The sequence below is a fragment of the Vreelandella arcis genome (assembly GCF_900103865.1).
Taxonomy (GTDB): domain Bacteria; phylum Pseudomonadota; class Gammaproteobacteria; order Pseudomonadales; family Halomonadaceae; genus Vreelandella; species Vreelandella arcis.
This window is the reverse complement of record NZ_FNII01000001.1, coordinates 257,106-281,750: the sequence shown is the minus strand read 5'-3', so window position 1 is coordinate 281,750 and position 24,645 is coordinate 257,106. Positions and strand designations below refer to the sequence as shown.

Below are 24,645 nucleotides of genomic sequence, written 5' to 3'. Positions count from 1 at the left end.
ATGCCCATGAAGCTGTTCGACGAGATACCCCGCGAGCGTCCCGCGACGCCGCTGCTCGACTCTTTTGACCATCCTGCTGCCCTGCGGGCCATGAACGACAAGCAGTTGGCCCAACTGGCCGATGAGCTGCGCGCCTACCTGCTTTACAGCGTAGGGGTTTCTGGCGGCCATTTTGGCGCAGGCCTGGGGGTGGTCGAGCTTAGCGTGGCGCTGCACCACGCGTTTCATACGCCCGACGACCGCTTAGTGTGGGACGTCGGCCACCAAGCGTACCCGCACAAAATTCTCACCGGCCGCCGCGAAGCAATGCTGAGCATTCGTCAGCACGGCGGTCTCGCGGCTTTTCCGCGGCGTGCCGAATCTGGCTACGATACGTTTGGTGTTGGTCACTCCAGCACGTCAATTTCAGCGGCGCTGGGGATGGCACTCGCCGCTCGCGCCCAAGGGGAAAACCGCCGGGTTTGCGCCATTATTGGCGACGGTGCGCTCAGCGCGGGCATGGCCTTTGAAGCCCTTGCCCATGCCGGGCACGTCGACGCCAACATGCTGGTGATCCTCAACGACAACGAAATGTCGATCTCCGAAAACGTCGGCGGCATGGCGACCTACCTGGCCCGGGTGCTGTCCAGCAAGCCCTATCTCAAAATGCGCGAAGAGGGCAAGAAAGTGCTGTCCCACCTGCCCGGGGCGCTTGAGCTCGCGCGGCGCACCGAAGAACACATGAAAGGCATGGTCAGCCCCGCCACGCTGTTTGAAGAGATGGGTTTTAACTACGTCGGCCCCATTGATGGCCATGACCTTGATACGCTGACCGAGACACTGGAAAACCTGCGTGACCTTGAGGGCCCGCAATTTCTGCATGTCAAAACCGTCAAGGGCAAAGGTTTCCTGCCCGCCGAAGCAGATCAGATTGGCTACCACGCCATCACCAAGCTGGAAAAGCCCAGCGTTGCGTCCAATACCGGACCGCTCAAGAAGCCCATCATTAAAGAGGCCGCGCCAAAGAAAAAGTACTGCAACGTGTTCGGCGACTGGTTGTGCGATATGGCCGCCGCCGACTCACGATTGATAGGCATTACCCCGGCGATGCGCGAAGGCTCTGACCTAATTCGGTTCTCAAAAGAGTACTCAGAGCGCTACTTCGATGTCGCAATTGCCGAGCAGCATGCGGTGACGCTGGCGGCGGGCATGGCATGTGAAGGTATGAAACCGGTGGTGGCGATTTATTCCACCTTTTTGCAGCGCGGCTACGATCAGTTGATTCACGACGTTGCGGTACAGCACCTCGACGTCACCTTTGCCATTGACCGCGCTGGCTTAGTGGGCGAAGACGGCCCCACTCACCACGGCAGCATGGATCTGTCGTTTCTGCGCTGCGTGCCGGGCATGGTGATTCTCGCCCCGGCCGACGAAGCCGAGTGCCGGGCGATGTTGAGTGCGGCCTACCATCATCCTGGCCCTGCCGCCGTGCGCTACCCCCGTGGCACTGGCCCTGGCGTGACAATTCCCGACCACCTGGAAGCGTTAGCCATTGGCCAGGCCGAGGTGCGCCGCAAAGCGACCGGCGAAGGTGCCAGCATCGCGCTCCTCGCCTTTGGCAGCGTGAACAGCGCCGCTGCCGAGGTGGCCGACAGGCTCGACGCCACGCACATCAACATGCGCAGCATCAAACCGCTGGATCGTGACGCCATCCTTCACGCCGCCGACGAGCACGAACTGCTGGTCACGCTGGAGGAAAACGTCGTCGCCGGCGGGGCGGGCAGCGCGGTAAATGAGCTCCTGCATGCTGAAGGCGTTCAGGTAGAGGTGCTTAATATCGGCTTGCCGGATGCCTTTGTGGAACACGGCACCCCCGCCGAACTGCTTCGCGACTGCGGCCTGGATGCCGACGGCATCGAGCGCGCGATCCGCGCCCGGCTACCATAACTTTTTTCATCAACGTTAGAGATTGCCATGTTATTTCTGATTATTGTATTTGGACTGATCGGCCTCGCTGTGGGCGGCCCCGTTGGCCTGTTAGTGGGCGGTGGCTTGGGCTGGTGGCTTGGACGGAGTATCAAGCGGCGCTTAAATGTCGCGCGAATGCGCATTCAAGAAGGCTTTTTGGAATCGATTTTTTCGGTGATGGGCTGCTTGTGCCAGGCGGACGGCAAAGTGACCGAAGGCGAGCTGGATATTGCCGAAAAACTCTTCGACCAGATGCGTTTGCAAGGCGAACAACGCGACAAGTCACGCGCCGCTTTTGAACGCGGCCGCGCCGATGACTTTGATTTAGACGCTGAGCTTGCCAGCGTGAACCGTCTCACCCGCCACCAGCCCGTGATGCGTCAGGTATTTCTGCAGGTGCAGCTGTCGGCGATCGCCGCCGACGGCGTGCTGCACGATGCCGAGCAGGAGATGATTCTACGCGTGGCGCGCGGCGTGGGCTGTAGCGAAGCCGAAGTACAGCAAATCGAAGCCATGCTGCACGGCGCTGCCGCCAACTCGCAAGGCGCCAGCGAAGAAGCCCTTAAAGATGCTTACCGGGTGCTGGGCGTATCGGAAGACGCCAGCGACGCCGAGATTAAAAAGGCCTATCGACGCCTGATGAGCCAGAACCACCCGGACAAACTGGCGGGCAAAGGGCTGCCTGAAAGCATGCGTGAAGTGGCCCAGGCGCGAACCAGCGAAATCAGTAATGCTTATGACCGGATCCGTGAAGCGCGGGGATAAAGAACCATGACAGGTAATGGTTCAGCGTCTTAGATTGAAAACGCAACTTCACAAGCCCTCGGGCAGCCGCCCGAGCACTTGGCGGGCCCCCCGACGGCAAGGTGCTGAAGGACGGTGAGCTTAGGCTGTTTGAGTCGCTGCCCATTTGCCGTTACCTGGCTGAGAAGTACGGGGATTGTCAAAGCCATGGAGCGTGAAAAAGCCGCGGCTGAACACTAAGGCACCGTTGCACGGGGTAAAACGGCGCTATACACGGCAAATTAGTGGCAGAGGTTATTAATGTGCCCACCGACAGCGCGTTATCGGCTTACTTCTCCCATCGGCGTGATTTCCGATACCCACGGGTTGCTGCGCGATGAGGCACTTGTGTTGCTGCAGGGATGCGACCTAATTCTGCATTTGGGCGATGTGGGCAACAAAGAAGACGATAGCGCTATTTTAGAACGCCTGGACGCAATGGCGCCGGTTCACTGCGTGCGAGGTAATATCGACAAAGCGTCGTGGGCGACGCGTTTGCCGATGCACCAAGACATTATCGTCAATGGTCAACGCCTGCATCTTGTTCATCGTTTAGAGGATTTTGATCCGGAGACGCCATGTGATGCCATTCTGCATGGCCACTCCCACAAACCGCGCAACGAATACCTAGCTGGCAAGCTACTCTTTAACCCTGGCGCCGCCGGGAAGCGCCGTTTCAAACTCCCCATCACCTTAGGCAAGTTATGGATAGATCAACGCGGCATACGCAGCGCGATCATTCATCTCCCTCTATATATACCGGGCGTCGCCGCCGCTGAACACTAAGTCACCGTGGCGTGGGGCAAAACGGCGCTGTAAACGGCAAAGTAATGGCAGGCGCTTCCGGCGATTACAAACAGATGCCAAATCGCATGATTGAATGGGATAGCCCGCACGGCGTAAAACACAACGCCCAGCGTATAGACAATGCCCCCAGCCGCCAGCAATGCAATGCCGGTGGTCGATAAACTAGCCGCCATTTCGTCGGCAGCCAGCACAATCATCCAACCCATCAACAGATAGACCACCACGCGTAGAACCCCAAGGCGCTGGGGCCAAAGTAGTTTGCAGCCAATGCCCACTAGCGCCAGCGACCATACCACGGAAAACAACACCCAGCCCGTGGTACCGCGCATATTGACGAGCAGAAAGGGCGTGTAAGTCCCCGCGATGAGTAGATAAATCGCACAGTGGTCGAGTAATTGAAGACGCTGCTTCCAGCGCCGGTGCGAGATAGCGTGGTAAAGGGTTGAGGCGCTATACAGCAGTACTAGGGTGGTGCCGTATAGGCTCATGCTGACCACTTTCCACGGATCCACTTTGACCGCTAAGCTCGCAACGACCAACAGCACCACCATTCCCACCAGGCTGAGAGCAGCCCCGAAACCGTGGGAAATGCTGTTTAGACGCTCTTCGAGAGCGCTAAATTCGCCCTGCCCTTCAGAAAAGACTTCACTCTGTTCTTTACGCTCGACTTCCATATCAGGGCCTCCTGGTCGTCAACCCTCGTCAAAATCACCCCTTGCGCTCAATATCGACATCGCTGGCTTGGGTGAAGTCATCCAACGCCATCATATGGCCGAGCTTGCCAGCTTTAGTGGAGAGATACTGCTCGTTATGAGGGTTTAGACCCGTGGTAATCGATAGACGTTCCACAACGTTAACCCCGTCGCGGGTCAGGGCATCGACTTTGCGCGGGTTGTTGGTCATCAGCTTGAGCGCACTGACGCCCAAATGGTCGAGCATCGGCACGCACAGGTCGTAGCGGCGCATATCGGCACCAAACCCCAGCTGTTCGTTGGCTTCGACGGTATCAGCCCCTTGGTCTTGCAGATGGTAAGCACGGATTTTGTTCAAAAGGCCAATGCCACGGCCTTCCTGGCGTAAGTATAGCAGCACGCCACGCCCCTGCTCGGCAATCCGCTTCAGCGCTTCCTGCAGTTGATAGCCGCAGTCGCAGCGCATCGAGAACAGCGCATCGCCGGTCAGACACTCCGAATGAACACGCCCCAACACCGGCTCGTCGCCAGTCACGTCGCCCAAGGTAAGGGCGATATGATCTTTGCCGGTGGCCTCATCTTCGAAGCCATGCATAGTAAATGTAGCCCAGGGCGTGGGCAGCCGGGAAGCGGCGATAAAGCGAATGGTCACAGGTTACCTCGCTGATTAACCAAACCAGTTAACCAAACCAGTGTTGGAAGAATGGGGAAGCTAGTTTAGCAGGAAGCGAAGGCCAGCTCACGGTTAGGTTGATGAGCAACTGGAGAGAAAAGTTGCCTGGGTGCGACGATTTTTGCCATGTTTAACGCCGCTTGGCGCCCTATCTTCAAGTACAATTGCTCCACTACAATGCGGGTAAATTTCTCAAGAGCAAGTGTTTATGACCACCACACCGTTGCAAAATGATCGTTTTCTTCGCGCGCTGGCTCGCCAGCCCGTTGACCGCACTCCGGTGTGGATGATGCGCCAAGCAGGCCGCTACCTGCCGGAATACCGCGCTAAACGCGCCGACGCCGGCAGCTTTATGGACTTGTGCCGCAACCATGACCTGGCCTGCGAAGTGACGCTACAACCTCTTGAGCGCTTCCCGTTGGATGCGGCCATTTTATTTTCGGACATTTTGACCATCCCCGATGCCATGGGTCTGGGGCTTTATTTCGAAACCGGCGAAGGGCCCAAATTTAAAAAAACCGTGCGCTCCCAGGAAGAAGTCGCCGCGTTGAGCGTACCCGACGCCGAGCGCGACCTGGATTACGTGATGCGTGCGGTGTCTACGATTCGTCGCGAATTGAATGGCCGCATGCCGTTGATCGGTTTTTCCGGTAGCCCCTGGACGCTGGCGACGTACATGGTCGAAGGCGGCTCCAGCAAAGATTTCCGCCACCTCAAAACCATGCTCTACGACACGCCGGACACCATGCACCAGCTGTTGGATACCCTGGCCCACGCGGTGACCGATTACCTCAACGCGCAAATCCGTGCCGGCGCCCAAGCGGTGCAGATTTTTGATACCTGGGGCGGAGCGCTATCAACGCCTGCTTACCTGGAGTTCTCGCTGCGCTATATGGAACAGATTGTCGCTGGCCTGATCCGCGAGCACGACGGACGCCGCGTACCGGTGATTCTGTTCACCAAAAACGGCGGTCAGTGGCTCGAACATAGCGCCTGCGCCGGTGCTGATGCACTGGGGATCGACTGGTCCACCGAGCTTTCCGATGCCCGCGCTCGGGTTGGTCATAAAGTGGCGCTACAGGGCAACCTGGATCCCAACGTGCTGTTCGCTCGTCCTTCCGCTATCCGCGCCGAGGTGGCCCGCGTGCTGGAAAGCTACGGCCACGGCCCGGGCCACGTATTTAACCTGGGCCACGGCATCAGCCAGTTTACCAACCCCGACCACGTCACCGCCTTTATGGAGGCTCTGCACGACCTCAGTCCGCAGTATCATCAGGGCATTCCGACTCAATCAAGCGATGCCTACTCAGGAGTAAAGTAATGAGCGAATTACGCGATGACCAGTGGTTCACCGAGGTGTTTGATAGCCACGGCAGTGCTTTCTCGCTGAAGATCTCTGAAAAACTGCTGGATGTGCAAAGCCCCTACCAACACCTGGAAGTCTACGCCACCGAGACCTACGGCAATCTATTGGTTTTGGATGGCTGCGTGATGCTGACCGATCGCGATAACTTTCTCTATCACGAGATGATTGCTCATCCTGCGCTATTTACCCACCAAGACCCTAAGCGGGTGGTGATTATTGGCGGTGGCGACTGTGGCACCTTAAAAGAGGTGCTACGCCACCCAGGCGTTGAACACGTCACCCAGATCGATATCGACGAAGAAGTTACCAAAGCCTCAGAGCGCTTCTTCCCAGCACTGGTGGCATCCAACCAAGACCCACGCGCCGAATTGCTGTTTGCCGATGGCGTCAAGTGGGTCGACGATGCGCCTGATGAGAGCATCGACCTGCTGATTATCGACTCCACTGATCCCGTCGGCCCCGCCGAAGGACTGTTTAAAACCGACTTTTTAAAGCGCTGCCATCGCATCTTGAAAAGTGGCGGCGTGATGGTGCAGCAAAGTGAATCACCGCTTTATCACAGCGGCTCGATCATCCGTGAGTTGCGCCGCGACATGCAGGAAGCCGGTTTTGACAGCGTGGCCACGCTGCCCTTCCCACAACCGGTTTACCCGTCGGGCTGGTGGAGCGTGACGCTGGCCGGTAAAGCCATTGATGTTAACGCGTTTCGCGAACAGGCAGCCGCCAGCCACGACCTGCCGCTTGAGTACTACAGCGTTGAAGCCCACCGCGGCGCGCTCGCCCTACCGCCGTTTATGCGCAAGGCATTTGCGGCTAAATAAACCCGCCAAACGCCCGTTTAGATCACTGCCCACCTCTGCCTGCTCCACAACGGTGCAAAGCAAAGTGGGCAGTCCTGTTTTTTGCACCTAGACGTTCGTCTCAATTTCGTTGAGTAGCGTTGAAAAGCGCTGAATTAAGGCCTGTACCCCTGTTGGCATCTTCCTTGCTAGGTTTATGGCATGCTACGGCATAAATAATGATTTCAATTAATTCGAGGGGACTTAAATGTTCAACAAAAAACACCTAGTACTGCTGGCGTCTGCTGGCTCAATCACCCTAGCGGGAATGTCGACCGCTCAAGCCGATACCTTGGAAGACACCATGGAGCGCGGCGCGGTTCAGTGTGGCGTCAGCGACGGCCTACCTGGCTTCTCGGCACCGGATGACGACGGTAACTGGCAAGGGATCGACGTTGACGTTTGCCGCGCAGTAGCAGCAGCAGTACTCGGCGACTCAGAGGCGGTTAACTACATTTCACTCAACGCAGTGGAGCGTTTCACCGCCCTACAGTCTGGCGAAGTTGACGTGCTTTCACGCAATACCACCTGGACCACCACCCGCGATACCACCCTGGGCCTTAACTTCACCGGCGTTACCTTCTATGACGGCCAGGGCTTCATGGTGCCTAGCGACCTGGGCATTACCAGTGTTGATGAACTCGATGGCGCCTCTATCTGCATCCAGTCCGGTACCACCACCGAGTTGAACCTGGCCGACTACTTCCGTGCCAATGACATGGAATTCAACCCGATCGTGTTTGATACCTCTGAGCAAACCGTGGGTGGCTACCAAGCCGGCCGCTGTGACGTGCTGACCTCCGATACATCGCAACTGGCTGCTCTGCGTATTCAGCTTAGCGATCCCTCAACCTCTATGATTCTCTCGGACGTTATCTCCAAAGAACCGCTAGGCCCTGTGGTTCGCCAAGGCGACGACACTTGGTTCAACATCGTCAAGTGGTCGCTGTTCGCGATGCTTAACGCCGAAGAGTTAGGCATTAACAGCGATAACGTGGACGAAATGCTGGAATCTGAAAACCCCAACATCGCGCGTTTGCTGGGACAGGACGGCAACTATGGCGAAGGCATGAACCTTGAAGCTGACTGGGCTTACAACATCATCAGCCAAGTGGGTAACTACGGCCAAAGCTTTGACCGTAACGTCGGTATGGGCTCGCCGCTGGAAATTGAGCGCGGTATCAACAAGCTCTGGACCGAAGGTGGCTTACAGTACGCACCGCCGATTCGCTAAGCGTCTCGCTTGACCCCTGGCCCGCCGCTCTTATTCAAGTGTCTGGCGGGCCGTTTGATTGACCTTCCGTATAGCGGAGACGCCACCCATGTCTGTACGACCCGACGCTCGCCCCGCCGGCCACAAGCCGCCGTTTTGGCGAGACCGCGCTAAGCGCGCGCTTATTTTTCAGCTCATATTAGTCGCCGTTGTCGCGGCTTTCCTGATCTACATTATTGGCAATACCCAAGCCAACCTGGAGGCCCGCGGTATAACCACCGGCTTTGGCTTCCTGAGTGACACAGCCGGCTTCGGTATTGGCCAAACCTTAATCGAGTACACCTCCCAAAGCAGCTATGGCCGCACCTTCGTGATTGGCTTGCTCAATACGCTGTTGGTGGGTGGATTGGGGGTGTTGGCCGCCTCGATTATTGGCTTTATCGTCGGTATTGCGCGGTTATCGCCCAACTGGCTGATCGCTAAGCTAGCCAACGCCTACATCGAAACCTTCCGTAATATTCCGCTGCTGCTGCAGATTTTCTTCTGGTACTTCGCTGTCCTGCGTACCTTACCCAGCGCCAGAGAGAGCATGGCGTTCGGCGAGGCTATTTTTCTGAACGTGCGCGGACTGTACCTACCTCAACCGCTGTTTGAGTCGGGGTTCGGGTTGATCCCGGCTACGTTCATTGTGGCGATCGTGGCTAGCATCGCGCTGGTTATGTGGAACAAGCGACGCCACGAAGCCACCGGCAAGCGCTTGCCAGTTTTCTGGATGTCGCTGGTGATTATTTTTGGCCTCCCGCTGCTGGTGTTGGTCGTTACCGGCGTCCCGGTCACCTGGGAGATGCCGGTACTGCGCGGCTTTAATTTCGGTGGTGGGATCACCATTATTCCCGAATTTTTAGCCCTATGGCTGGCGCTTTCTATCTACACCGCGTCGTTCATTGCCGAAATAGTGCGCTCGGGTATTCAGGCCATCCCCCATGGCCAAACGGAGGCGGCACAGGCACTCAGTTTGCCGCGCAAGTTAGTGCTACGTCTGGTGGTGATTCCCCAAGCCCTGCGGGTGATTATTCCACCGCTTACCAGTCAATATCTCAACCTGATTAAAAACTCGTCACTGGCCACCGCCATCGGCTACCCCGACCTCGTCTCGGTGTTTGCCGGCACCACGCTTAACCAAACCGGTCAGGCCATCGAAGTGATTGCCATGACCATGGCGGTTTATCTGATCATCAGCTTGCTGGTGTCCATGTTCATGAACTGGTTCAACGCTCGCGTTGCACTGGTCGAACGCTAGGCCGGAGGCGACTTTATGATTCACAACAAAGATATGATACCTGAGCAGCCGGCCCCGAAAGGCACCATTGGCCCCATCGGCTGGCTACGCGGCAACCTGTTCAACGGCCCCATCAATAGCCTGTTCACGCTATTAGGCTTGTATGTTCTGTATCTGCTGTTGGTGCCAACGATCCAATGGGCGTTTATTAATGCCGACTGGATAGGCGATAGCCGTGAGGACTGTTCACGGGTGGGCGCCTGTTGGGTATTCGTCAATGCCCGCTTTTCGCAGTTCATTTACGGCCTGTACCCCAGCGAGGAGTATTGGCGCGCCAACATCGTATTTGCCATGTTCGCGGGCATTATTGCCTGGATGGTGATTCCGCGCCTGCCGTTTAAGCGCTGGATGACCGTGTTTGCCTTGCTGGGCTTCCCGGTTGCTGCCTATGTGCTCTTACACGGCGGCTATTTTGACCTTCCGCGCGTTCCCACCCATCGCTGGGGCGGCTTGATGCTGACGCTGCTGCTGGCAAGCGTGGGGATGATTGGCGCGTTACCCATCGGCATTGTGTTAGCGCTTGGACGACGCTCCAACATGCCCATCGTCAGAACCTTCTGTGTGATTTTCATCGAGTTCTGGCGCGGCGTACCGCTCATCACCATCCTGTTCATGGCGTCGGTGATGCTGCCGCTGTTTTTACCCTCAGAGATTAACATCGACCGTCTCATACGTGCCTTGATCGGCTTAACGCTGTTCCAGAGTGCCTACATGGCCGAGGTCATTCGCGGTGGCTTGCAGGCGATACCCAAAGGCCAGGATGAAGCCGCGGCGGCGCTGGGGATGACGTATTGGAAGCGCATGGGCCTGATCATCATGCCCCAGGCGCTGAAGATGATGATCCCCGGTATCGTCAATACGTTTATCTCGCTGTTTAAAGACACCACGCTGGTGATGATCATCGGGCTGTTTGATCTGTTGGGCATCGTGCAAGCGGCGCTTTCCGACTCACGTTGGCTGGGCTTCTCGATAGAGGGCTATGTCTTTGCCGCGTTCGTGTTCTGGATCTTCTGTTTCAGCATGTCGCGGTACAGCCAGTACCTGGAACGCAAGCTAAATACCGGTCATAAGCAGTAATGTCGCTTTTATACGTTTAAACCTTCAGGTTTTGAGTAGGATTTCAATATGACACAAGCAGCCACCAACGCCTCCGACCTGATGGTCGAGATGCACAACGTCAATAAGTGGTTCGGCGATTTCCACGTACTGCGAGATATCTACCTTGAGGTCAAGCGCGGCGAGCGTATCGTGGTGTGCGGCCCCTCGGGCTCGGGTAAATCAACGCTGATTCGCTGTATCAACCACCTTGAAGAGCACCAAAAAGGGGACATCGTCGTGGGCGGCGTCCCGCTGACCCAAGACGTCAAGCGGATCGAGCAGATTCGCCGCAGCGTCGGCATGGTGTTTCAGCACTTCAACCTGTTTCCGCATTTATCAGTGCTGGAAAACTGCTGCATCGCGCCAATGTGGGTGCAGAAAAAGCCGCGCAAAGAAGCGGAAGAACTGGCCATGCAGTACCTGGAGCGGGTTCGCATTGCCGAGCAGGCGACTAAGTACCCGGGGCAGCTTTCCGGCGGTCAGCAGCAGCGCGTGGCGATTGCCCGCTCGCTGTGCATGCACCCGGACGTCATGCTGTTCGACGAACCAACGTCAGCGCTTGATCCCGAGATGATCAAAGAAGTGCTGGACGTCATGGTGGAGCTGGCGGAAGAGGGCATGACCATGATTTGTGTGACCCACGAAATGGGCTTCGCCAAAACCGTGGCCGACCGGGTGATCTTTATGGATCAGGGGCAAATCATTGAAGAAAACGCGCCTGAGCCATTCTTCAATAACCCCCAGTCCGAGCGTACACAGCTGTTCCTGAGCCAGATCCTCGGCCATTAATCCACAACCCTGCCACCAGAACGGCTGTGGACAAGTACACCACCATGGGCCTCGCGTGAGGCCCATGATGTTTAAACGCCTTTTAAAAACAGCTGTCACACACAGGTTAAAAAGGATAATAAGATGATCGAAAAGCTGTTCATCGACCGCGCGCCTCAACCGATTGCACCTTTTTCTCACGCCTGCCGGGTAGGCGATCTGGTGTTCATCACCGGTCAAATGCCCACCGTGCCGGAAACCAATGAGATGCTGCTGGGCACCTTCACCGAGCAGACCCATCGAGTAATGCAGAACCTAGCGATTGTGCTGGAGGAAGTGGGGAGCAGCTTCGAGTACGTGGTTCAATCACGGGTGTTTATTACCAATATGGGCCATTTCGAGGAAGTGAATCAGGTTTACGCCAGCTACTTCCCCCAGCCACTCCCCACTCGCACCTGCATTGGCGTTACCGGCTTAGCCGGCGGTGCCGATGTGGAAGTGGATATGATTGCCTGGATTCCGCCTGCTGACAGCAGCGCCTAACCGCCTATTTGCGTAACGCTCGCGGGAACTAACGCGAGCTGATCACGGTGCTGGGTAAGGGGCTTATTAGCCAGCACCGTTAGTAGGATTTGCAAAGGATCACCGTGGCTGACCAGCAGGATAGTTTCCCCGCTGACCTGCTGCTCCCAGTCGTCTATCACCGCCCGCATACGTTTCGCCACCGCGCTCACCGCTTCCACCTGGTGGCGTTGATGCTCGGAGTTCTGGGCATCCAGCGCCCATATGCTCGGGTAGCGATCGTCCCCCTGGCCCTCTAACTCGCCAAAATGGCGCTCGCGTAATCGCGTATCCACGCGCGGAGTAAGCTGAAACGCGGCGGCAACCCTCGCTGCTGTTTGCGTCGTGCGTAGAAAATCCGAATGCACCACACGGGTTGGCGTTGACCATTGCCAGTCGGCCACCCGCTGGGCAAGTTGTTGCTCGCCAAGCTCGGAAAGGCCAAAGTTTTCAATCCCGCGCTCCGGAGAGCTGACAATCATACCTTGTTCGTTAGCCTGACTATGACCGTGACGCATTAGTAAATAGCGGTTGCGCCAATGGTCGGAGAGCGCATGTAAAGTATTTGACATAAGTTTGTAATAAACTCTAGATTGAAGGTGTCTGTTTTCGAAAATAATCATCCTTCACGCCAAATGTCTACTTATGAAACATTTTCCGCTTTCCTAGTAGAAAATCCCAGTGAAGGCACACAACGACTAACAGCAAGAATACAAAAACAACGTACACAAGAGGCTTATTATGACTACGTCGCTTTTCCGCAAGCGCCCGCTTGCGATGCTGACCGCCGCATCTCTACTACCATTAGCACTGCTATCAACTCAGGCCTACGCCGAATGCGAACGCGGCGATCTGGCTGACATCTATTGTGACGAAGATGGTGACATGGTCGCCGACCGGCCCAGCGATGAGTCGGAATGGGCCAACCCCGATACGCTGATCTTTGCCTACACTCCGGTCGAGGATCCAGCGATTTATTCGGATATCTGGCAGCCCTTCATCGACCACTTGGCCGAGGTGACCGAGCGCGATGTGCGTTTCTTCGCGGTGCAGTCCAATGCGGCTCAAGTTGAGGCCATGCGCAGCGGGCGGCTACATATTGCCGGCTTCTCCACGGGCCCCACGCCTTTCGCAGTGAATCTTGCCGGGGCCGTGCCGTTTGCCTTAATGGGCTCCGACGACGGCCGATTTGGTTACACCCTGCAGCTTTTCACGCACGTCGACTCGGATATTCATGAGGTTGAAGACCTTAAGGGCAAGCGGGTCGCCCACACGTCACCGACTTCCAACTCAGGAAACCTGGCACCTCGCGCGTTGCTGCCTGAGCTCGGCATTACTCCTGGTGAAGATTACGAAGTGATCTACTCGGGCAGTCACGACCAGTCCATGCTGGGTGTCGTTGCCCAGGACTACGATGCTGCCCCCGTGGCGTCAGAAGTGGTGGAGCGTATGGCCGCACGCGATCTGTATGACGAAGACGATGTGCGCCTGATCTATGAATCCGACCCTTTCCCCACCACATCCTACAATTACGCACATAACCTGCACCCTGATCTGGTCGACAAGATTGAAGAAGCCTTTTTCAGCTTCGATTTTGTCGGTACCGAACTGGGCGATGAGTTTGAAGGCGTCGAGAAATTCATCCCTATCAACTATCAGGATAACTGGAAAGTCATTCGTGCCATCCAAGCCGCCAATGACGTGAGCTATACGCCCGAAGACTTGGAGTAAGCGGAACGCACCGCCACCGGCGGTGCGGTGATTTTCTCGACGATGGAAGCAGATACATGCTGGAAATTACCAATCTGGTCAAACGCTATGGCCACGATGAAGCCGTGCTGAAAGGGCTTGACCTCAAGGTAGAGGGAAACAGTGTTGTTTCGATCGTAGGCGCCTCGGGTGCAGGTAAAAGCACCATGCTGAGGTGCATTAATCGATTGGTGGAGCCGACCTCCGGCTCGATCAAACTCAACGGCAACGAGCTCGTGCATCTGAGGGGTGCTGAATTGCGTCGTTCAAGACGCAAAATTGGCATGGTGTTTCAGGGCTTTAACCTGCTGGATCGGTTAACCGTGATGGAGAACGTGCTCGCCGGACGCCTGGGCTACGTGAATCTTTATCAGGCGATTACGCGGCGCTACCCGCAAAGCGATATTGAGCGCGCCTTCAGCCTGATGGAACGCGTGGGCATCGCCCACTACGCCAACAAGCGCGCGGATGAGCTTTCCGGCGGCGAGCGCCAGCGGGTCGGGGTTGTACGCGCGCTGATGCAGGAACCCGAAGTTCTGCTCGCCGATGAGCCCACCGCCTCCCTCGATCCGAGAACCTCCGAACAGATTATGGTGCTGCTGCAAAGCCTGGCTAGCGAACTGTCGCTACCGGTGCTGATTAATATCCATAACGTTGCGCAGGCCAAAACCTACACCGAGCGCATCGTGGGCTTGCGTCACGGCAAAATGATCTTCGACGGGCTGCCCGCCGACTTCAATAAAGACGCTCTCGACGCCATCTATGGCGGGATTGATGCGCCGGACGATGCTATCACCGACACGCCAGCGGAGGAGCACGCTCATGACTCCGCCTGACGCCTCTTCATCAACGCCGCGAACCTGGAAAAAACCGCCGTTTATCGCCAACCCGCTACTGCGCTACGGCTTGATCATCGTGGCGATCGTTTACCTGGTCTGGGCCTTTGGCTCACTGCCGTTCAACTGGGCGCGCATTGCAGAAGGGTTGCCTCGCGCAGCACGCATATTTGGCGGTGGTTTTCCGCCCAACCTTGAGCGCTACGAACTGCTGATAACCGGTTTTAAAGAAAGTTTTCAAATCGCCATTATGGCCACCCTGTTGGGCGTTTTTTTGTCGATCCCCTTTGCGGTGATGGCAGCGCGTAATATCGCCCCAATGCCGATTTATATCATTGGTCGGGCGGTGATTATTGTCTCGCGTAGTTTTCACCCGGTCATCGTCGCCATTTTGTTTGTCGCCGCCGTTGGGTTTGGCCCGCTAGCAGGGATCTTGACCCTCACCCTCTACTCGATCGGCTTTGTAGGCAAACTGCTCGCCGAAGAGATCGAGGAGATTGACTGGGGCCAGGTAGAAGCCATGAAGGCCGCTGGCGCAGGCTACGGGGCTATTCTGTTCTACGCGGTCTTTCCGCAGATACTGCCACGCCAGGTGGGGCTTTCAATGTACCAGTTGGACAGCAACCTACGCGCCTCGGCGGTGGTTGGGATTGTCGGGGCGGGTGGTATCGGCAGCACGCTGATGAACGCCTTTGGACGCTACGATTACGACTTCGCCTTTGCCATTTTGCTCGTTATCATCGCGGTCATTTTGCTCAGCGAAGGGATTAGTGGCTGGGTGAGGAAAAAAATATGGTAGATCACGCACAGCAACTTGCCGACCATGTTTGGCAACGCTACGACCGTAAACAACGCCTTATCCGCTACGCCGTGCTGCTCGCCACTGTGATGGTGGTGTTTTGGGCAGTACGCGATATTGATATCTTCTGGCCCTGGGTATGGGATGCACCCAATCAAATCTCCGGGCTTGGCGCGCGCATGTGGCCGCCCAGTGCAGCCGGATTAAACAGCATTATCGCCGCGCTGATTGAGACCGTGCATATTGCCACCCTAGCCACCTTCCTAACGATTTTTTTGGCGCTGCCGGTGGCCTACATTGCCGCCCAGAACACCACGCCTAACCGGGCATGCCTTTGGCTGGGGCGTTTTATTCTGGTCTCGAGCCGTTCGGTGAATACGATTATCTGGGCGCTGCTATTCGTGGCGATTTTCGGTCCTGGGGTGCTGGCGGGCATTTTGGCGATCGTGTTTCGCTCCATCGGCTTTATCGGCAAGCTAATGGGCGAGGCGATTGAGGAAATCGACCGTCGTCCAGTCGAGGCCATGGAAGCCACCGGAGCCTCCAAGGCCAAGGTAATTGCCTACGCCGTAGTACCGCAGGTGATGCCGGCGTTTTTTGCCATTGTGATCTTGCGCTGGGATATCAATATCCGTGAGTCGACGGTCTTGGGACTGGTCGGCGCTGGCGGCATTGGGGTTATCCTTCAGGGGGCGATTGATACCTTCGCCTGGCCCACTGTGGCCACCATCTTGATCGCCATCATCGTGCTGGTGCTGATTGGCGAGGCCGTGACGAGCTTGCTGCGTAGCAAGGTGCTTTAACCGACGTTTCTTAAACCGGGGCAAGCGTTTGACCAAACGCCAAACGCTTGCCATGGTTGAATAACGATCAACGACAAGGAGGATGCGCCACGATGACCACGTACATCGTCGTCGCCGACGCCGCTCGCGCCCGTATATTTACCCGTGAAGCGCTAACGCTCACCGAGCAGGAGAGCTTGGTACACGCCGAAGGGCGGTTGCACGAAGGCGATTTGGTCACCGACCGCCCGGGAGCCGACGTCCACGAGTCAAACTCGACCAGCGCCCGCAGTTCCGGCGAGGAAGGGGCCGCTTCTCAGCACGAAAACGAGCTATTCGCCAAACAGGTGGTTCAGCGGCTATATACCGCCCGGGTGGATCATCACATGGACAAGCTGATCCTGGTCGCACCGCCCAAATTTTTAGGTTTACTGCGCGAGAAAATGGATGCGCCCACCCAGAAGCTAGTGATCCATACCCTCGCCAAAGACCACAGTAAAAGCGCCGTGGACACTATTACCGCCGCGGTCAGCGATCTCCGCTAACAATTTATAACATTCGCCTTCACTAAAGAAATCATCGCTCTTGCCGATAGTAGTGCGTACTCACTATCAGGGCGCATCACAAGCGCCCTGATCCGCACTTCGACCAGAGAGCGATTATGTTTGCATCCCTGCGCGCCAAGCTATTACTTGCGACCCTCGTCGCGATTATCCTTGCCCTAGTAGTTAATGGCATTGCCAGTTACACCACCGTCAAGCACCACAACACCGAGCAGGTGACCCGCAATCTCAACGCGGTTGCCAACGGCAATACCCAGGCGCTTGATGAGTGGTTTAACGCCCGTTTCACCATGCTATCCAGCATGGACAATGCAGCCGATAGTGACGCCCCGCTGGAAGCGCTGCAGCAATTAGCCAACTCCGGCAACTTCATGACGGCCTACATGGCCTACCCACAGACATCGGACGCCGTTTTTTCGGATGGCTGGGAGCCACCGAGTGATTACGACCCACGCCAGCGCCCTTGGTACAAAGATGCTGTCGCTGCCGAAGACACGATTATCACCGACCCCTATGTGGATGCTCAAAGCGGCGGGTTAATTGTGACCTTTGCTCGCCCTTACTATCAAAACGGCGAACTGGCAGCCGTGGTAGGCGCTGATATCAGCATTGAAGACGTGATCAGTATTGTCGACAGTATCGCTCCCACCCCTTCAAGTTTTGGCTTTCTAACCACTGGCGACGGCACCCTGGTCGCCCACCCCAACGCCGATCTAATCCTGGAACCGTCTTCCGCGCTTAGCGACCAGCTCGACGCCGACTATCTCCAACAGATTGCCGCCAGTGAGCAGCCCCTAGCGCTGGCACTCGATGGAAACGATACCTTACTGCAAGGCCGAGGCGTGGGTGGCGACAGCGGCTGGCAACTTGTTGTCGCAATGGATGAGTACGAGGCTACCGCTGGTCTGCGCGGAGTTGCCAGTACATCAATTATTACCCTACTGATTGTTGCAAGTATCACCGCCGTCGCCCTTAGCTTTCTGCTCAAGTGGCTGCTGCGCCGTCTTATCTCTGCCCGCGATGCCATGAACGACATCGCTTCCGGGGAAGGCGACTTAACCCAGCGTCTGCCGGAAGAAGGTAACGACGAAATCACCCATATCGCCGCCGCTTTTAACCGCTTTGTCGCGACCATGGACACAGTGCTGCAAGATGTTCGTTCCAGCAGTGAAGCAGTTCACAACGCGGCCACGGAAATCGCCAACGGCGGCCAGGATTTATCGCGCCGTACCGAAAATACCGCGTCTAGCCTGCAACAAACCTCCGCCTCAATGGAAGAAATCACGAGCACAGTCGAGCACACCTCGTCGTCCGCTCAGGAAGCCAACCAGCTGTCGCAGGCCGCCTCGGACGTGGCAGGGCGTGGCGGTGAGGCCGTGTCGCAGGTCACGTCGACGATGGAAGATATCGCCCAGTCATCGGGCAAAATCGGCGATATCGTCACGCTGATGGACAGTATCGCCTTCCAGACCAATCTGCTGGCGCTCAACGCCTCGGTGGAAGCGGCGCGCGCCGGTGAGCAAGGTCGTGGGTTTGCCGTCGTGGCGGAAGAGGTCCGTAAATTGGCACAACGCAGTACTGACGCTGCCAACGACATCAAAAACTTGATCGAAGATTCCCAAAGCAAGGTTCAAAACGGCACCACGCTGGTGCAAAGCGCCGGTGAAACCATGGATGACATCGTCAACCACATCACCCGCGTGACCGACGTGCTGGGAGAAATCACCTCCGCCACCAGCGAGCAAAACGACGGTATCAGCCAAGTGAACGTAGCCGTTGCCGAACTTGATCGGATGACGCAAGAAAACGCCGCCATGGTTGAGGAATCGACCACCGCGGCCGAGCAGCTCAAAGATCAGGCAGATCATCTCACTGGTGCCATCAGCCGCTTCAAGCTGTCGCAGAGCAGTTCAGCGCCAGCCCTTAATGCCCCTAAAGCGTACTGATCGGGAGATCGCTGATGCACTTTCGTTCGTTACGCACCTTCGTCCTCGCACTGGCCGGCCCATGTTTGCTGGCGATGGTAGTGGTCTTGGTGGCTTACAACCTGATCGCCACCTCACGCACCCAGCAGACCGTGGAGCAGCACACCAGCGAGCTGTTGGAAGGCGCCCTGGGAGCCCGCCTGGATGCAGTGGCCAGCGCCGAAGGCGAGCGTATCCAGCGCGAACTGGAAAATGCCATGACGCTGGCCGCCCAACTGGCCGATACTAATGCGCTGATGGGCCAAGAGGACGGAGAAGGCCAGCAAGCGCTGTCGTTGAGCCGCCGCCAGCTATCCAACATGGTGCGCAACACCGTTGCGCAAAACCCCGCGCTGCTGGATGCCTTCATTGGCTGGGAACCCGATGCCTTCGGCAACGATGAGCGCTTTGCCGGTGACGAACGCTACGGTCACGACGGCAGCGGACGCTTCATGCCCTGGTGGTACCGCACCGACAGCGGCGAGTTAGCGGTGCTGCCGCTGGGCGACACCATGGAAAGCCAGTCGCTGATGGCCTCTGGCGTACGCGAAGGTGAATACTATCTTTGCCCCCGCGAAACACTCGCGCCGTGCATCATCGATCCCGCCTCTTACGACTACGACGGCGAGACGCTACTGGTAACGTCCTTCAATGCGCCTATCCTGGTCAACGGGGAGTTTCGTGGCGTAGCCGGGGTCGACCTGTCGCTCAACTTTATCCAGGAACTCCTTGAGGACGCCAACCAATCGCTCTACGACGGCGCGGGACGGATGGCACTGGTGGCCGGCCGAGGCGGCCTGGTAGCGGATACCCAAGGCACGGAGGCGTTAGGCAAGCACGCTGAGGCGGTGCTGGACGCCGGTATATTAGAGCGTGTGACGACGGCAGCCCAACAGCAACGCCTGCAAAGCGATACCCACGACGGCATGATTGAGCGCTACCAGCCGATCACCATCGGCGATAGCGAACTGCCCTGGGTATTGATGGTGCAACTGCCCGAAGAGGCCGTGCTGGCCGAAATTAATGCCCTGCAAAACGTGCTGGGCGAGCAGCGTCGAAACGATGCGATGGGTATGACGGTGATAGGCCTCATTGTCGCCGCCCTGGGCCTATTGGCACTCTGGTGGATAGGTGGCCGGATTGCCCGCCCGCTCAAGCGCCTCGCCAACCGCATGCAAGCAATCGCGTCGGGCAACGGAGACCTGACCCAGCGTCTGCCGGTTCATGGGCGCGACGAAAGTGCGGCGGTAGCCGAACAGTTCAACGCTTTTGCCAACAAAATTCAGGCCATCCTGCTCGACGTTCAGCGCAGCAGTGCATCGGTTAATCACGCCGCCAATGAAATCACCCAAGGCGGTCGCGATCTATCGCAGCGAACCGAGCAAGCGGCGGCCAGTCTGCAGCAAACGTCGTCTGCCATGGAGGAAATCAGCAGCACCGTGGCCCACACCACCAACGCTTCGCAAGAGGCCAGCGGTCTTTCGCAGACCGCCTCGCAGCTGGCAGGGCGAACCGATACGGCCATTAAGCAGGTGGTGACCACCATGGATGACATTCGCACGACGTCGACGGAAATTCAGGACATCGTCAGTGTCATTGATGGCATCGCCTTTCAAACCAATTTGTTGGCATTGAATGCGTCTGTTGAGGCGGCCCGTGCGGGTGAACAGGGCCGGGGCTTTGCCGTGGTCGCCAATGAAGTACGTCAGTTGGCATCACGCGCCAGCGACGCCGCCAAGGACATCCGTCAGCGTATCGATACCTCGACCGACAAGGTAGCAAGCGGTACTCAAATGGTGCGAGATGCCGAAGCCGCCATGCATGAACTCGCCGAAAGCGTCTCACGGGTCACCCAAATGCTCGGCGATATCAGCACCGCTGCCAGCGAGCAAAGTGACGGCATCAGTCAGGTCAGCATAGCGGTCACCGACCTAGACCAAATGACCCAGCAGAACGCAGCAATGGTGCAGGAGTCGACCACCGCTGCCGAGCAGTTAAAAGATCAAGCCGACTACCTTGCCGAGCTGGTCGGCGGTTTCACGCTGGAGCCAGATCGCCATGGCTCGGCATTACCCGCGCCTAAAACACGCGGTTAAGGGATCGGGGGCAGGGAGATATCATCGCTGCGCTTAGCACCAGCGGTCATCTCCCGGCACAGGCGCAGAAACTCGCGCACCCCAGTGGAGAGATATTTGTGCCTGTGCCAAATAAAGGTGAACTGACGTTTTAAGTCCAACTCCGGCGTGGGCAGCGGAACCAAGCTGCCCCGCCGAAACGCGTCGCGCAGCGCTAGCCGTGAAACACAGCCAATCCCCAACCCCGACTCCACCGCCCGCTTAATGCCCTCGGTATGCTCCAGCTCAAGTAGCGTATTGAACCGGCTGCGGCGGTGACGTGCGGCGTGCTCCAGCGTCATGCGCGTACCCGAGCCCTCCTCACGCATAATCCAGTCCTCCCGCAGCAGCTGCTCTAGCTCCAGGTGCGCCTTACCCGCCAGTGGATGACGCGGCGAACAGAACACACACAACTCGTCTTCGACCCAGGGTTGGCTGATGATCATTTCGTCGTCGCACTGCCCCTCGATCAGCCCTAAATCCAGGGAGTGCTGACGCACCCCTTCGATAATATGCCGCGTATTGCGCACCGCGAGCCGTACACGACTCCCCGGATGGCGCTGCATAAAATCGCTGATCAAAAGCGTGGCCAGATAATTGCCAATCGTCAGCGTAGCGCCAACGTCTAACGCCCCCACACCTTGTTGGCCGCGCAGAAGTTCTTCGATCTCCTCACCACGGTCTAGCAGCGCAACGGCTTTGGGCAGCAGCTGAAAGCCCAGGGCGTTAAGCTTTAAACGCTTGCCCAGACGGTCGAGCAATTGACAGTCGAACTGGCGCTCAAGCTCGGCAAGCGCGGTACTGGTCGCCGACTGCGACATGGCAAGCGAACGCGCCGCGTGGGAGACGCTCTCGTGTTGCGCGACGGCAACGAATACTTCGAGTTGACGCAAGGTATAGTGCATAACACTCGCCTATATCTATTTTTAAGATATCCGTTATCAATATAATTTACTTAACAGATATACCACCCTTTGCTTAGACTTACTGGCAACTTAATACATATTTTTTATTCTTTTTAAGCATATTCGTGGCGTTGACACCGCTACTCGACGGAGGAATTGGCATGAGTAAGTTCGCCCTGGAAGACGTACTGAGCGTTCATCACTGGAACGACACCCTGTTCAGCTTCCGCACTACCCGGGAACGCAGCCTGCGCTTTAAAACCGGTCAATTCGTTATGATTGGTTTGGAAGTCAATGGCAAACCGTTAATGCGCGCTTACTCGATTGCCAGCCCAAACTACGAAGATCACCTTGAGTTCTTTAGCATCAAGGTACCTGACGGCCCGCTTACCTCACGCCTGCAGCACCTCAAAGTCGGCGATCAGATCATGGTCAGCCGCAAGCCAACCGGCACCCTCGTCACCGACGACCTGCTACCAGGCCGCAACCTGTACATGCTTTCAACCGGCACGGGTCTTGCGCCCTTTTTAAGCTTGATTCAAGACCCGGAAGTCTACGAGCGGTTTGAAAATGTTGTGCTGGTTCACGGCGTGCGCGAAGTCTCGGAACTGGCCTACGCCGACTTTATCACTAAAGAACTGCCGGCCCACGAGTACCTGGGCGAAGACATTGCCGAGAAACTGATCTACTACCCCACGGTGACCCGAGAAGAGTTTCACACCACGGGCCGCCTGACCGATCACATTCGCACCGGCAAGCTGTTTGAAGACACTGGCTTGCCGCCCATTGATCCCCGTCAGGATCGCGCGATGATTTGCGGCAGCCCGGCGATGCTCGACGACACCAGCGCGCTGCTCGACGAGCTGGGCTTGAACATCTCGCCGCGTATGGGTGAGCCGGGTGACTACGTCATCGAGCGCGCATTTGTTGAAAAATAAGGTCGAGAAATAACCCTCTGACGGCCGCCGTTCAGTAAAAACCCCCGCCAACCGGTGCATAACAGCACTGCTTGGCGGGGGTTTTATGTTCTAGCGCGCGGCGGGGTTATACCGCGTCTTTACCGGTCTCGCCGGTACGGATACGCATCACTTGCTCCAACGGCATCACAAAAATCTTGCCGTCGCCGATCTTACCGGTATTGGCCACTTGGGTGATCGCGTCGATGACCTGTTCGACCATATCGTCATCAACCGCCACTTCAAGCTTCACTTTAGGTAGAAAATCGACCACGTATTCGGCGCCTCGGTAAAGCTCTGTATGCCCCTTCTGGCGACCAAAGCCTTTCACTTCGGTGACGGTAATGCCTTGTACGCCAATGTCGGAGAGCGATTCGCGCACGTCATCAAGCTTAAACGGCTTGATAATGGCAGAGATTAATTTCATTGCGAGATCCTCTAGCTAGGTAGCCATAATGGTTTGAAGATAAGGAGCGTCGCGTAGCCGCTCACTATCTCTTACTTCTCAGCATACACCGCTACCGACGGAGAATAAAAAAAGCCTCCCTATCTGGGGAGGCCTTAGACGAGCACTCGGGCTCACCTGGTCAGCATTGGTTTACTTCTTAATGCCGCTATTTATTTCTTAATACCAAATTCAGGGTAGGCTTCAAGACCGCACTCGGCGATATCGACACCTTCGTATTCATCTTCTTCGCTAACCCGAACACCCATGATGGCTTTCAGGATCAGCCACACGATCAGGCTGGCAATGAAGACCCAAGCAAAGATACCCACGATACCGATAAGCTGCGGGCCGAACGAGGCACCGTCGTTATTCAGCGGTACGGCCAGGACACCCCAGATACCCACGACACCGTGGACGGAGATGGCACCGACGGGATCGTCCAGTTTTACTTTATCCAGCGTGACGATGGCAGCGACCACGATCAGGCCACCAATGGCACCGATGATTGTTGCACCCAACGCAGAAGGTGAAAGCGGGTCAGCGGTAATTGCCACCAGGCCTGCGAGTGCGCCGTTCAACGCCATGGTCAGATCCGCTTTACGGAACCACAGTTTGGCCAGAATAAGCGCAGCGATGACGCCACCGGCTGCCGCCGCGTTGGTGTTAACGAAGACTTGCGCAACGTTGTTAGCAGAATCAATCGCCGCCAACTTCAGCTCCGAACCACCGTTGAAGCCAAACCAGCCCATCCACAGAATGAAGGTACCCAGCGTGGCCAGCGGCATGTTGGCACCGGGGATAGCGTGGATCGAGCCGTCTTTACCGTACTTGCCTTTACGTGGACCAAGCACGATAACCCCTGCCAGCGCAGCGGCCGCACCAGCGAGGTGCACAATGCCCGAACCGGCATAGTCAGAGTAACCGACTTCGGCCAACCAGCCGCCGCCCCAAGTCCAGTAGCCAGACACCGGATAGATGACTGCGGTCATCACCACGGCGAACGCCAGGAAAGCCCACAGCTTCATACGCTCGGCGACAGCACCCGATACGATCGACATGGCAGTGGCGACAAATACCACTTGGAAGAAGAAGTCAGAGCGCATGGAATAGTAAGGCGCGTCATCACCACCCGCCGTGACAGCATCCACGCTGTTCTCAGCGCCGATCAAGAAGCCCAGGTTAGGCAGGAAGCCCCCGGCGTTGCCGGAGTACATAATGTAGTAGCCCACCAATAGATACATGGTGCAGGCGATCGCAAACAGCGCAATGTTCTTGGTTAGAATTTCAGCGGTGTTTTTAGAACGCACCAGGCCCGCTTCCAGCATGGAGAAGCCTGCGGCCATCCACATGACCAGCACACCGCAAATTAGGAAGTAAAACGTATCGAGCGCATAGCTCAGATCAGCCAATTCATTCATTGGAAGTTCCCCGTTGAACTAAAGA

Annotated in this window: 24 protein-coding genes; 18 read left to right on the top strand and 6 right to left on the bottom strand. The window is 56.9% G+C overall.

Going from position 1 to position 24,645, the window contains the following annotated elements; genetic code table 11:
* From dxs to BLR97_RS01355, 3 genes are all read left to right on the top strand, one after another.
* Nucleotides 1–1,926, top strand: a complete 1,926-nt coding sequence (gene dxs, locus BLR97_RS01370; protein WP_089701716.1) for a 1-deoxy-D-xylulose-5-phosphate synthase — start codon at nucleotides 1–3, stop codon at nucleotides 1,924–1,926.
* 27 nt (nucleotides 1,927–1,953) lie between these two features.
* The gene (djlA, locus tag BLR97_RS01365; protein WP_089701714.1) at nucleotides 1,954–2,712 is read left to right on the top strand and encodes a co-chaperone DjlA; all 759 of its coding nucleotides are present in this window, start codon (nucleotides 1,954–1,956) and stop codon (nucleotides 2,710–2,712) included.
* 279 nt (nucleotides 2,713–2,991) lie between these two features.
* Entirely contained in the window at nucleotides 2,992–3,516 is a 525-nt protein-coding gene (locus BLR97_RS01355) for a metallophosphoesterase family protein (RefSeq protein ID WP_089701712.1), read from the top strand.
* Here the strand turns inward: BLR97_RS01355 and trhA are convergent.
* Complete coding sequence (gene trhA, locus BLR97_RS01350) at nucleotides 3,513–4,211, bottom strand: PAQR family membrane homeostasis protein TrhA (RefSeq protein ID WP_089701710.1); 699 nt, start codon at nucleotides 4,209–4,211, stop codon at nucleotides 3,513–3,515. The two genes, BLR97_RS01355 and trhA, sit on opposite strands and share 4 nt — an antisense overlap.
* A 34-nt stretch (nucleotides 4,212–4,245) precedes the next feature.
* Nucleotides 4,246–4,881, bottom strand: coding sequence for a GTP cyclohydrolase II (gene ribA / locus BLR97_RS01345; protein ID WP_089701708.1), 636 nt, complete (start codon nucleotides 4,879–4,881; stop codon nucleotides 4,246–4,248).
* Nucleotides 4,882–5,110: 229 nt separating this feature from the next.
* Here ribA and hemE point away from each other — a divergent pair, with 229 nt between their 5' ends.
* From hemE to BLR97_RS01310, 7 genes are all read left to right on the top strand, one after another.
* Nucleotides 5,111–6,223, top strand: a complete 1,113-nt coding sequence (gene hemE, locus BLR97_RS01340) for a uroporphyrinogen decarboxylase (protein WP_089701707.1) — start codon at nucleotides 5,111–5,113, stop codon at nucleotides 6,221–6,223.
* Nucleotides 6,223–7,089, top strand: a complete 867-nt coding sequence (speE, locus tag BLR97_RS01335) for a polyamine aminopropyltransferase (RefSeq protein WP_089701705.1) — start codon at nucleotides 6,223–6,225, stop codon at nucleotides 7,087–7,089. The genes hemE and speE overlap by 1 nt, the downstream gene beginning before the upstream one ends.
* A 226-nt stretch (nucleotides 7,090–7,315) precedes the next feature.
* Nucleotides 7,316–8,341: an amino acid ABC transporter substrate-binding protein gene (locus BLR97_RS01330; RefSeq protein ID WP_089701703.1), complete on the top strand. Its 1,026-nt coding sequence runs from the start codon at nucleotides 7,316–7,318 to the stop codon at nucleotides 8,339–8,341.
* Between the two features lie 88 nt (nucleotides 8,342–8,429).
* Nucleotides 8,430–9,620: an amino acid ABC transporter permease gene (locus BLR97_RS01325; protein WP_089701701.1), complete on the top strand. Its 1,191-nt coding sequence runs from the start codon at nucleotides 8,430–8,432 to the stop codon at nucleotides 9,618–9,620.
* Between the two features lie 15 nt (nucleotides 9,621–9,635).
* Nucleotides 9,636–10,736, top strand: coding sequence for an amino acid ABC transporter permease (locus BLR97_RS01320; protein ID WP_089701699.1), 1,101 nt, complete (start codon nucleotides 9,636–9,638; stop codon nucleotides 10,734–10,736).
* A gap of 48 nt (nucleotides 10,737–10,784) precedes the next feature.
* Nucleotides 10,785–11,546, top strand: a complete 762-nt coding sequence (locus BLR97_RS01315; protein ID WP_280140168.1) for an amino acid ABC transporter ATP-binding protein — start codon at nucleotides 10,785–10,787, stop codon at nucleotides 11,544–11,546.
* Nucleotides 11,547–11,669: 123 nt separating this feature from the next.
* Nucleotides 11,670–12,068 carry a RidA family protein gene (locus BLR97_RS01310; RefSeq protein ID WP_089701697.1) on the top strand — a complete coding sequence of 133 codons (399 nt, stop codon included), beginning with the start codon at nucleotides 11,670–11,672 and terminating at the stop codon, nucleotides 12,066–12,068.
* On the opposite strand, the gene BLR97_RS01305 is transcribed toward BLR97_RS01310, so the two are convergent.
* Nucleotides 12,065–12,658 carry a histidine phosphatase family protein gene (locus tag BLR97_RS01305; RefSeq protein ID WP_089701944.1) on the bottom strand — a complete coding sequence of 198 codons (594 nt, stop codon included), beginning with the start codon at nucleotides 12,656–12,658 and terminating at the stop codon, nucleotides 12,065–12,067. The two genes, BLR97_RS01310 and BLR97_RS01305, sit on opposite strands and share 4 nt — an antisense overlap.
* A gap of 169 nt (nucleotides 12,659–12,827) precedes the next feature.
* Between BLR97_RS01305 and phnD the strand changes: the two genes are divergently transcribed.
* The 7 genes from phnD (at nucleotide 12,828) to BLR97_RS01270 (ending at nucleotide 20,875) form a co-directional block, all read left to right on the top strand.
* Nucleotides 12,828–13,817 (top strand): phosphate/phosphite/phosphonate ABC transporter substrate-binding protein, encoded by a 990-nt coding sequence (gene phnD / locus BLR97_RS01300; protein ID WP_089701695.1) that lies wholly within the window; start codon nucleotides 12,828–12,830, stop codon nucleotides 13,815–13,817.
* A gap of 56 nt (nucleotides 13,818–13,873) precedes the next feature.
* Nucleotides 13,874–14,671, top strand: coding sequence for a phosphonate ABC transporter ATP-binding protein (phnC, locus tag BLR97_RS01295; protein ID WP_089701693.1), 798 nt, complete (start codon nucleotides 13,874–13,876; stop codon nucleotides 14,669–14,671).
* Nucleotides 14,658–15,470 (top strand): phosphonate ABC transporter, permease protein PhnE, encoded by an 813-nt coding sequence (phnE, locus tag BLR97_RS01290; protein ID WP_089701691.1) that lies wholly within the window; start codon nucleotides 14,658–14,660, stop codon nucleotides 15,468–15,470. The genes phnC and phnE (BLR97_RS01290) overlap by 14 nt, the downstream gene beginning before the upstream one ends.
* Nucleotides 15,464–16,273, top strand: a complete 810-nt coding sequence (gene phnE / locus BLR97_RS01285; RefSeq protein WP_089701689.1) for a phosphonate ABC transporter, permease protein PhnE — start codon at nucleotides 15,464–15,466, stop codon at nucleotides 16,271–16,273. The genes phnE (BLR97_RS01290) and phnE (BLR97_RS01285) overlap by 7 nt, the downstream gene beginning before the upstream one ends.
* Before the next feature lie 92 nt (nucleotides 16,274–16,365).
* Entirely contained in the window at nucleotides 16,366–16,797 is a 432-nt protein-coding gene (locus tag BLR97_RS01280; protein ID WP_089701687.1) for a host attachment protein, read from the top strand.
* A gap of 116 nt (nucleotides 16,798–16,913) precedes the next feature.
* Nucleotides 16,914–18,761, top strand: coding sequence for a methyl-accepting chemotaxis protein (locus BLR97_RS01275; RefSeq protein ID WP_089701685.1), 1,848 nt, complete (start codon nucleotides 16,914–16,916; stop codon nucleotides 18,759–18,761).
* A 14-nt stretch (nucleotides 18,762–18,775) separates the two neighbouring features.
* Nucleotides 18,776–20,875, top strand: a complete 2,100-nt coding sequence (locus BLR97_RS01270; RefSeq protein ID WP_089701683.1) for a methyl-accepting chemotaxis protein — start codon at nucleotides 18,776–18,778, stop codon at nucleotides 20,873–20,875.
* Here BLR97_RS01270 and BLR97_RS01265 read toward each other — a convergent pair.
* A complete protein-coding gene (locus BLR97_RS01265; protein WP_089701681.1) occupies nucleotides 20,872–21,798 on the bottom strand; it encodes a LysR family transcriptional regulator in 927 nt (308 codons plus the stop codon). The genes BLR97_RS01270 and BLR97_RS01265 overlap by 4 nt on opposite strands.
* Nucleotides 21,799–21,959: 161 nt before the next feature.
* Between BLR97_RS01265 and BLR97_RS01260 the strand changes: the two genes are divergently transcribed.
* The gene (locus BLR97_RS01260) at nucleotides 21,960–22,736 is read left to right on the top strand and encodes a ferredoxin--NADP reductase (protein WP_089701679.1); all 777 of its coding nucleotides are present in this window, start codon (nucleotides 21,960–21,962) and stop codon (nucleotides 22,734–22,736) included.
* Nucleotides 22,737–22,842: 106 nt separating this feature from the next.
* Here BLR97_RS01260 and glnK read toward each other — a convergent pair whose 3' ends face one another.
* Both glnK and BLR97_RS01250 read right to left on the bottom strand, forming a co-directional pair.
* The gene (glnK, locus tag BLR97_RS01255) at nucleotides 22,843–23,181 is read right to left on the bottom strand and encodes a P-II family nitrogen regulator (protein ID WP_089701677.1); all 339 of its coding nucleotides are present in this window, start codon (nucleotides 23,179–23,181) and stop codon (nucleotides 22,843–22,845) included.
* A gap of 191 nt (nucleotides 23,182–23,372) precedes the next feature.
* On the bottom strand, nucleotides 23,373–24,620 hold the full coding sequence (locus BLR97_RS01250) for an ammonium transporter (protein ID WP_089701675.1): 1,248 nt from the start codon (nucleotides 24,618–24,620) through the stop codon (nucleotides 23,373–23,375).
* Between the last annotated feature and the right edge of the window lie 25 nt (nucleotides 24,621–24,645).

Bases quoted from the DNA above. Each gene is read 5' to 3' on its own strand.
- speE (WP_089701705.1), top strand. From the start codon at position 6,223: ATGAGCGAATTACGCGATGACCAGTGGTTCACCGAGGTGTTTGATAGC.
- phnC (WP_089701693.1), top strand. From the start codon at position 13,874: ATGCTGGAAATTACCAATCTGGTCAAACGCTATGGCCACGATGAAGCC.
- glnK (WP_089701677.1), bottom strand. From the start codon at position 23,181: ATGAAATTAATCTCTGCCATTATCAAGCCGTTTAAGCTTGATGACGTG.
- BLR97_RS01315 (WP_280140168.1), top strand. From the start codon at position 10,785: ATGACACAAGCAGCCACCAACGCCTCCGACCTGATGGTCGAGATGCAC.
- BLR97_RS01330 (WP_089701703.1), top strand. From the start codon at position 7,316: ATGTTCAACAAAAAACACCTAGTACTGCTGGCGTCTGCTGGCTCAATC.
- djlA (WP_089701714.1), top strand. From the start codon at position 1,954: ATGTTATTTCTGATTATTGTATTTGGACTGATCGGCCTCGCTGTGGGC.
- phnE (WP_089701691.1), top strand. From the start codon at position 14,658: ATGACTCCGCCTGACGCCTCTTCATCAACGCCGCGAACCTGGAAAAAA.
- BLR97_RS01355 (WP_089701712.1), top strand. From the start codon at position 2,992: ATGTGCCCACCGACAGCGCGTTATCGGCTTACTTCTCCCATCGGCGTG.
- BLR97_RS01325 (WP_089701701.1), top strand. From the start codon at position 8,430: ATGTCTGTACGACCCGACGCTCGCCCCGCCGGCCACAAGCCGCCGTTT.
- BLR97_RS01320 (WP_089701699.1), top strand. From the start codon at position 9,636: ATGATTCACAACAAAGATATGATACCTGAGCAGCCGGCCCCGAAAGGC.
- BLR97_RS01270 (WP_089701683.1), top strand. From the start codon at position 18,776: ATGCACTTTCGTTCGTTACGCACCTTCGTCCTCGCACTGGCCGGCCCA.
- trhA (WP_089701710.1), bottom strand. From the start codon at position 4,211: ATGGAAGTCGAGCGTAAAGAACAGAGTGAAGTCTTTTCTGAAGGGCAG.
- phnE (WP_089701689.1), top strand. From the start codon at position 15,464: ATGGTAGATCACGCACAGCAACTTGCCGACCATGTTTGGCAACGCTAC.
- dxs (WP_089701716.1), top strand. From the start codon at position 1: ATGCCCATGAAGCTGTTCGACGAGATACCCCGCGAGCGTCCCGCGACG.
- BLR97_RS01310 (WP_089701697.1), top strand. From the start codon at position 11,670: ATGATCGAAAAGCTGTTCATCGACCGCGCGCCTCAACCGATTGCACCT.
- BLR97_RS01260 (WP_089701679.1), top strand. From the start codon at position 21,960: ATGAGTAAGTTCGCCCTGGAAGACGTACTGAGCGTTCATCACTGGAAC.
- BLR97_RS01305 (WP_089701944.1), bottom strand. From the start codon at position 12,658: ATGTCAAATACTTTACATGCGCTCTCCGACCATTGGCGCAACCGCTAT.
- BLR97_RS01275 (WP_089701685.1), top strand. From the start codon at position 16,914: ATGTTTGCATCCCTGCGCGCCAAGCTATTACTTGCGACCCTCGTCGCG.
- BLR97_RS01250 (WP_089701675.1), bottom strand. From the start codon at position 24,620: ATGAATGAATTGGCTGATCTGAGCTATGCGCTCGATACGTTTTACTTC.
- phnD (WP_089701695.1), top strand. From the start codon at position 12,828: ATGACTACGTCGCTTTTCCGCAAGCGCCCGCTTGCGATGCTGACCGCC.
- BLR97_RS01280 (WP_089701687.1), top strand. From the start codon at position 16,366: ATGACCACGTACATCGTCGTCGCCGACGCCGCTCGCGCCCGTATATTT.
- BLR97_RS01265 (WP_089701681.1), bottom strand. From the start codon at position 21,798: ATGCACTATACCTTGCGTCAACTCGAAGTATTCGTTGCCGTCGCGCAA.
- hemE (WP_089701707.1), top strand. From the start codon at position 5,111: ATGACCACCACACCGTTGCAAAATGATCGTTTTCTTCGCGCGCTGGCT.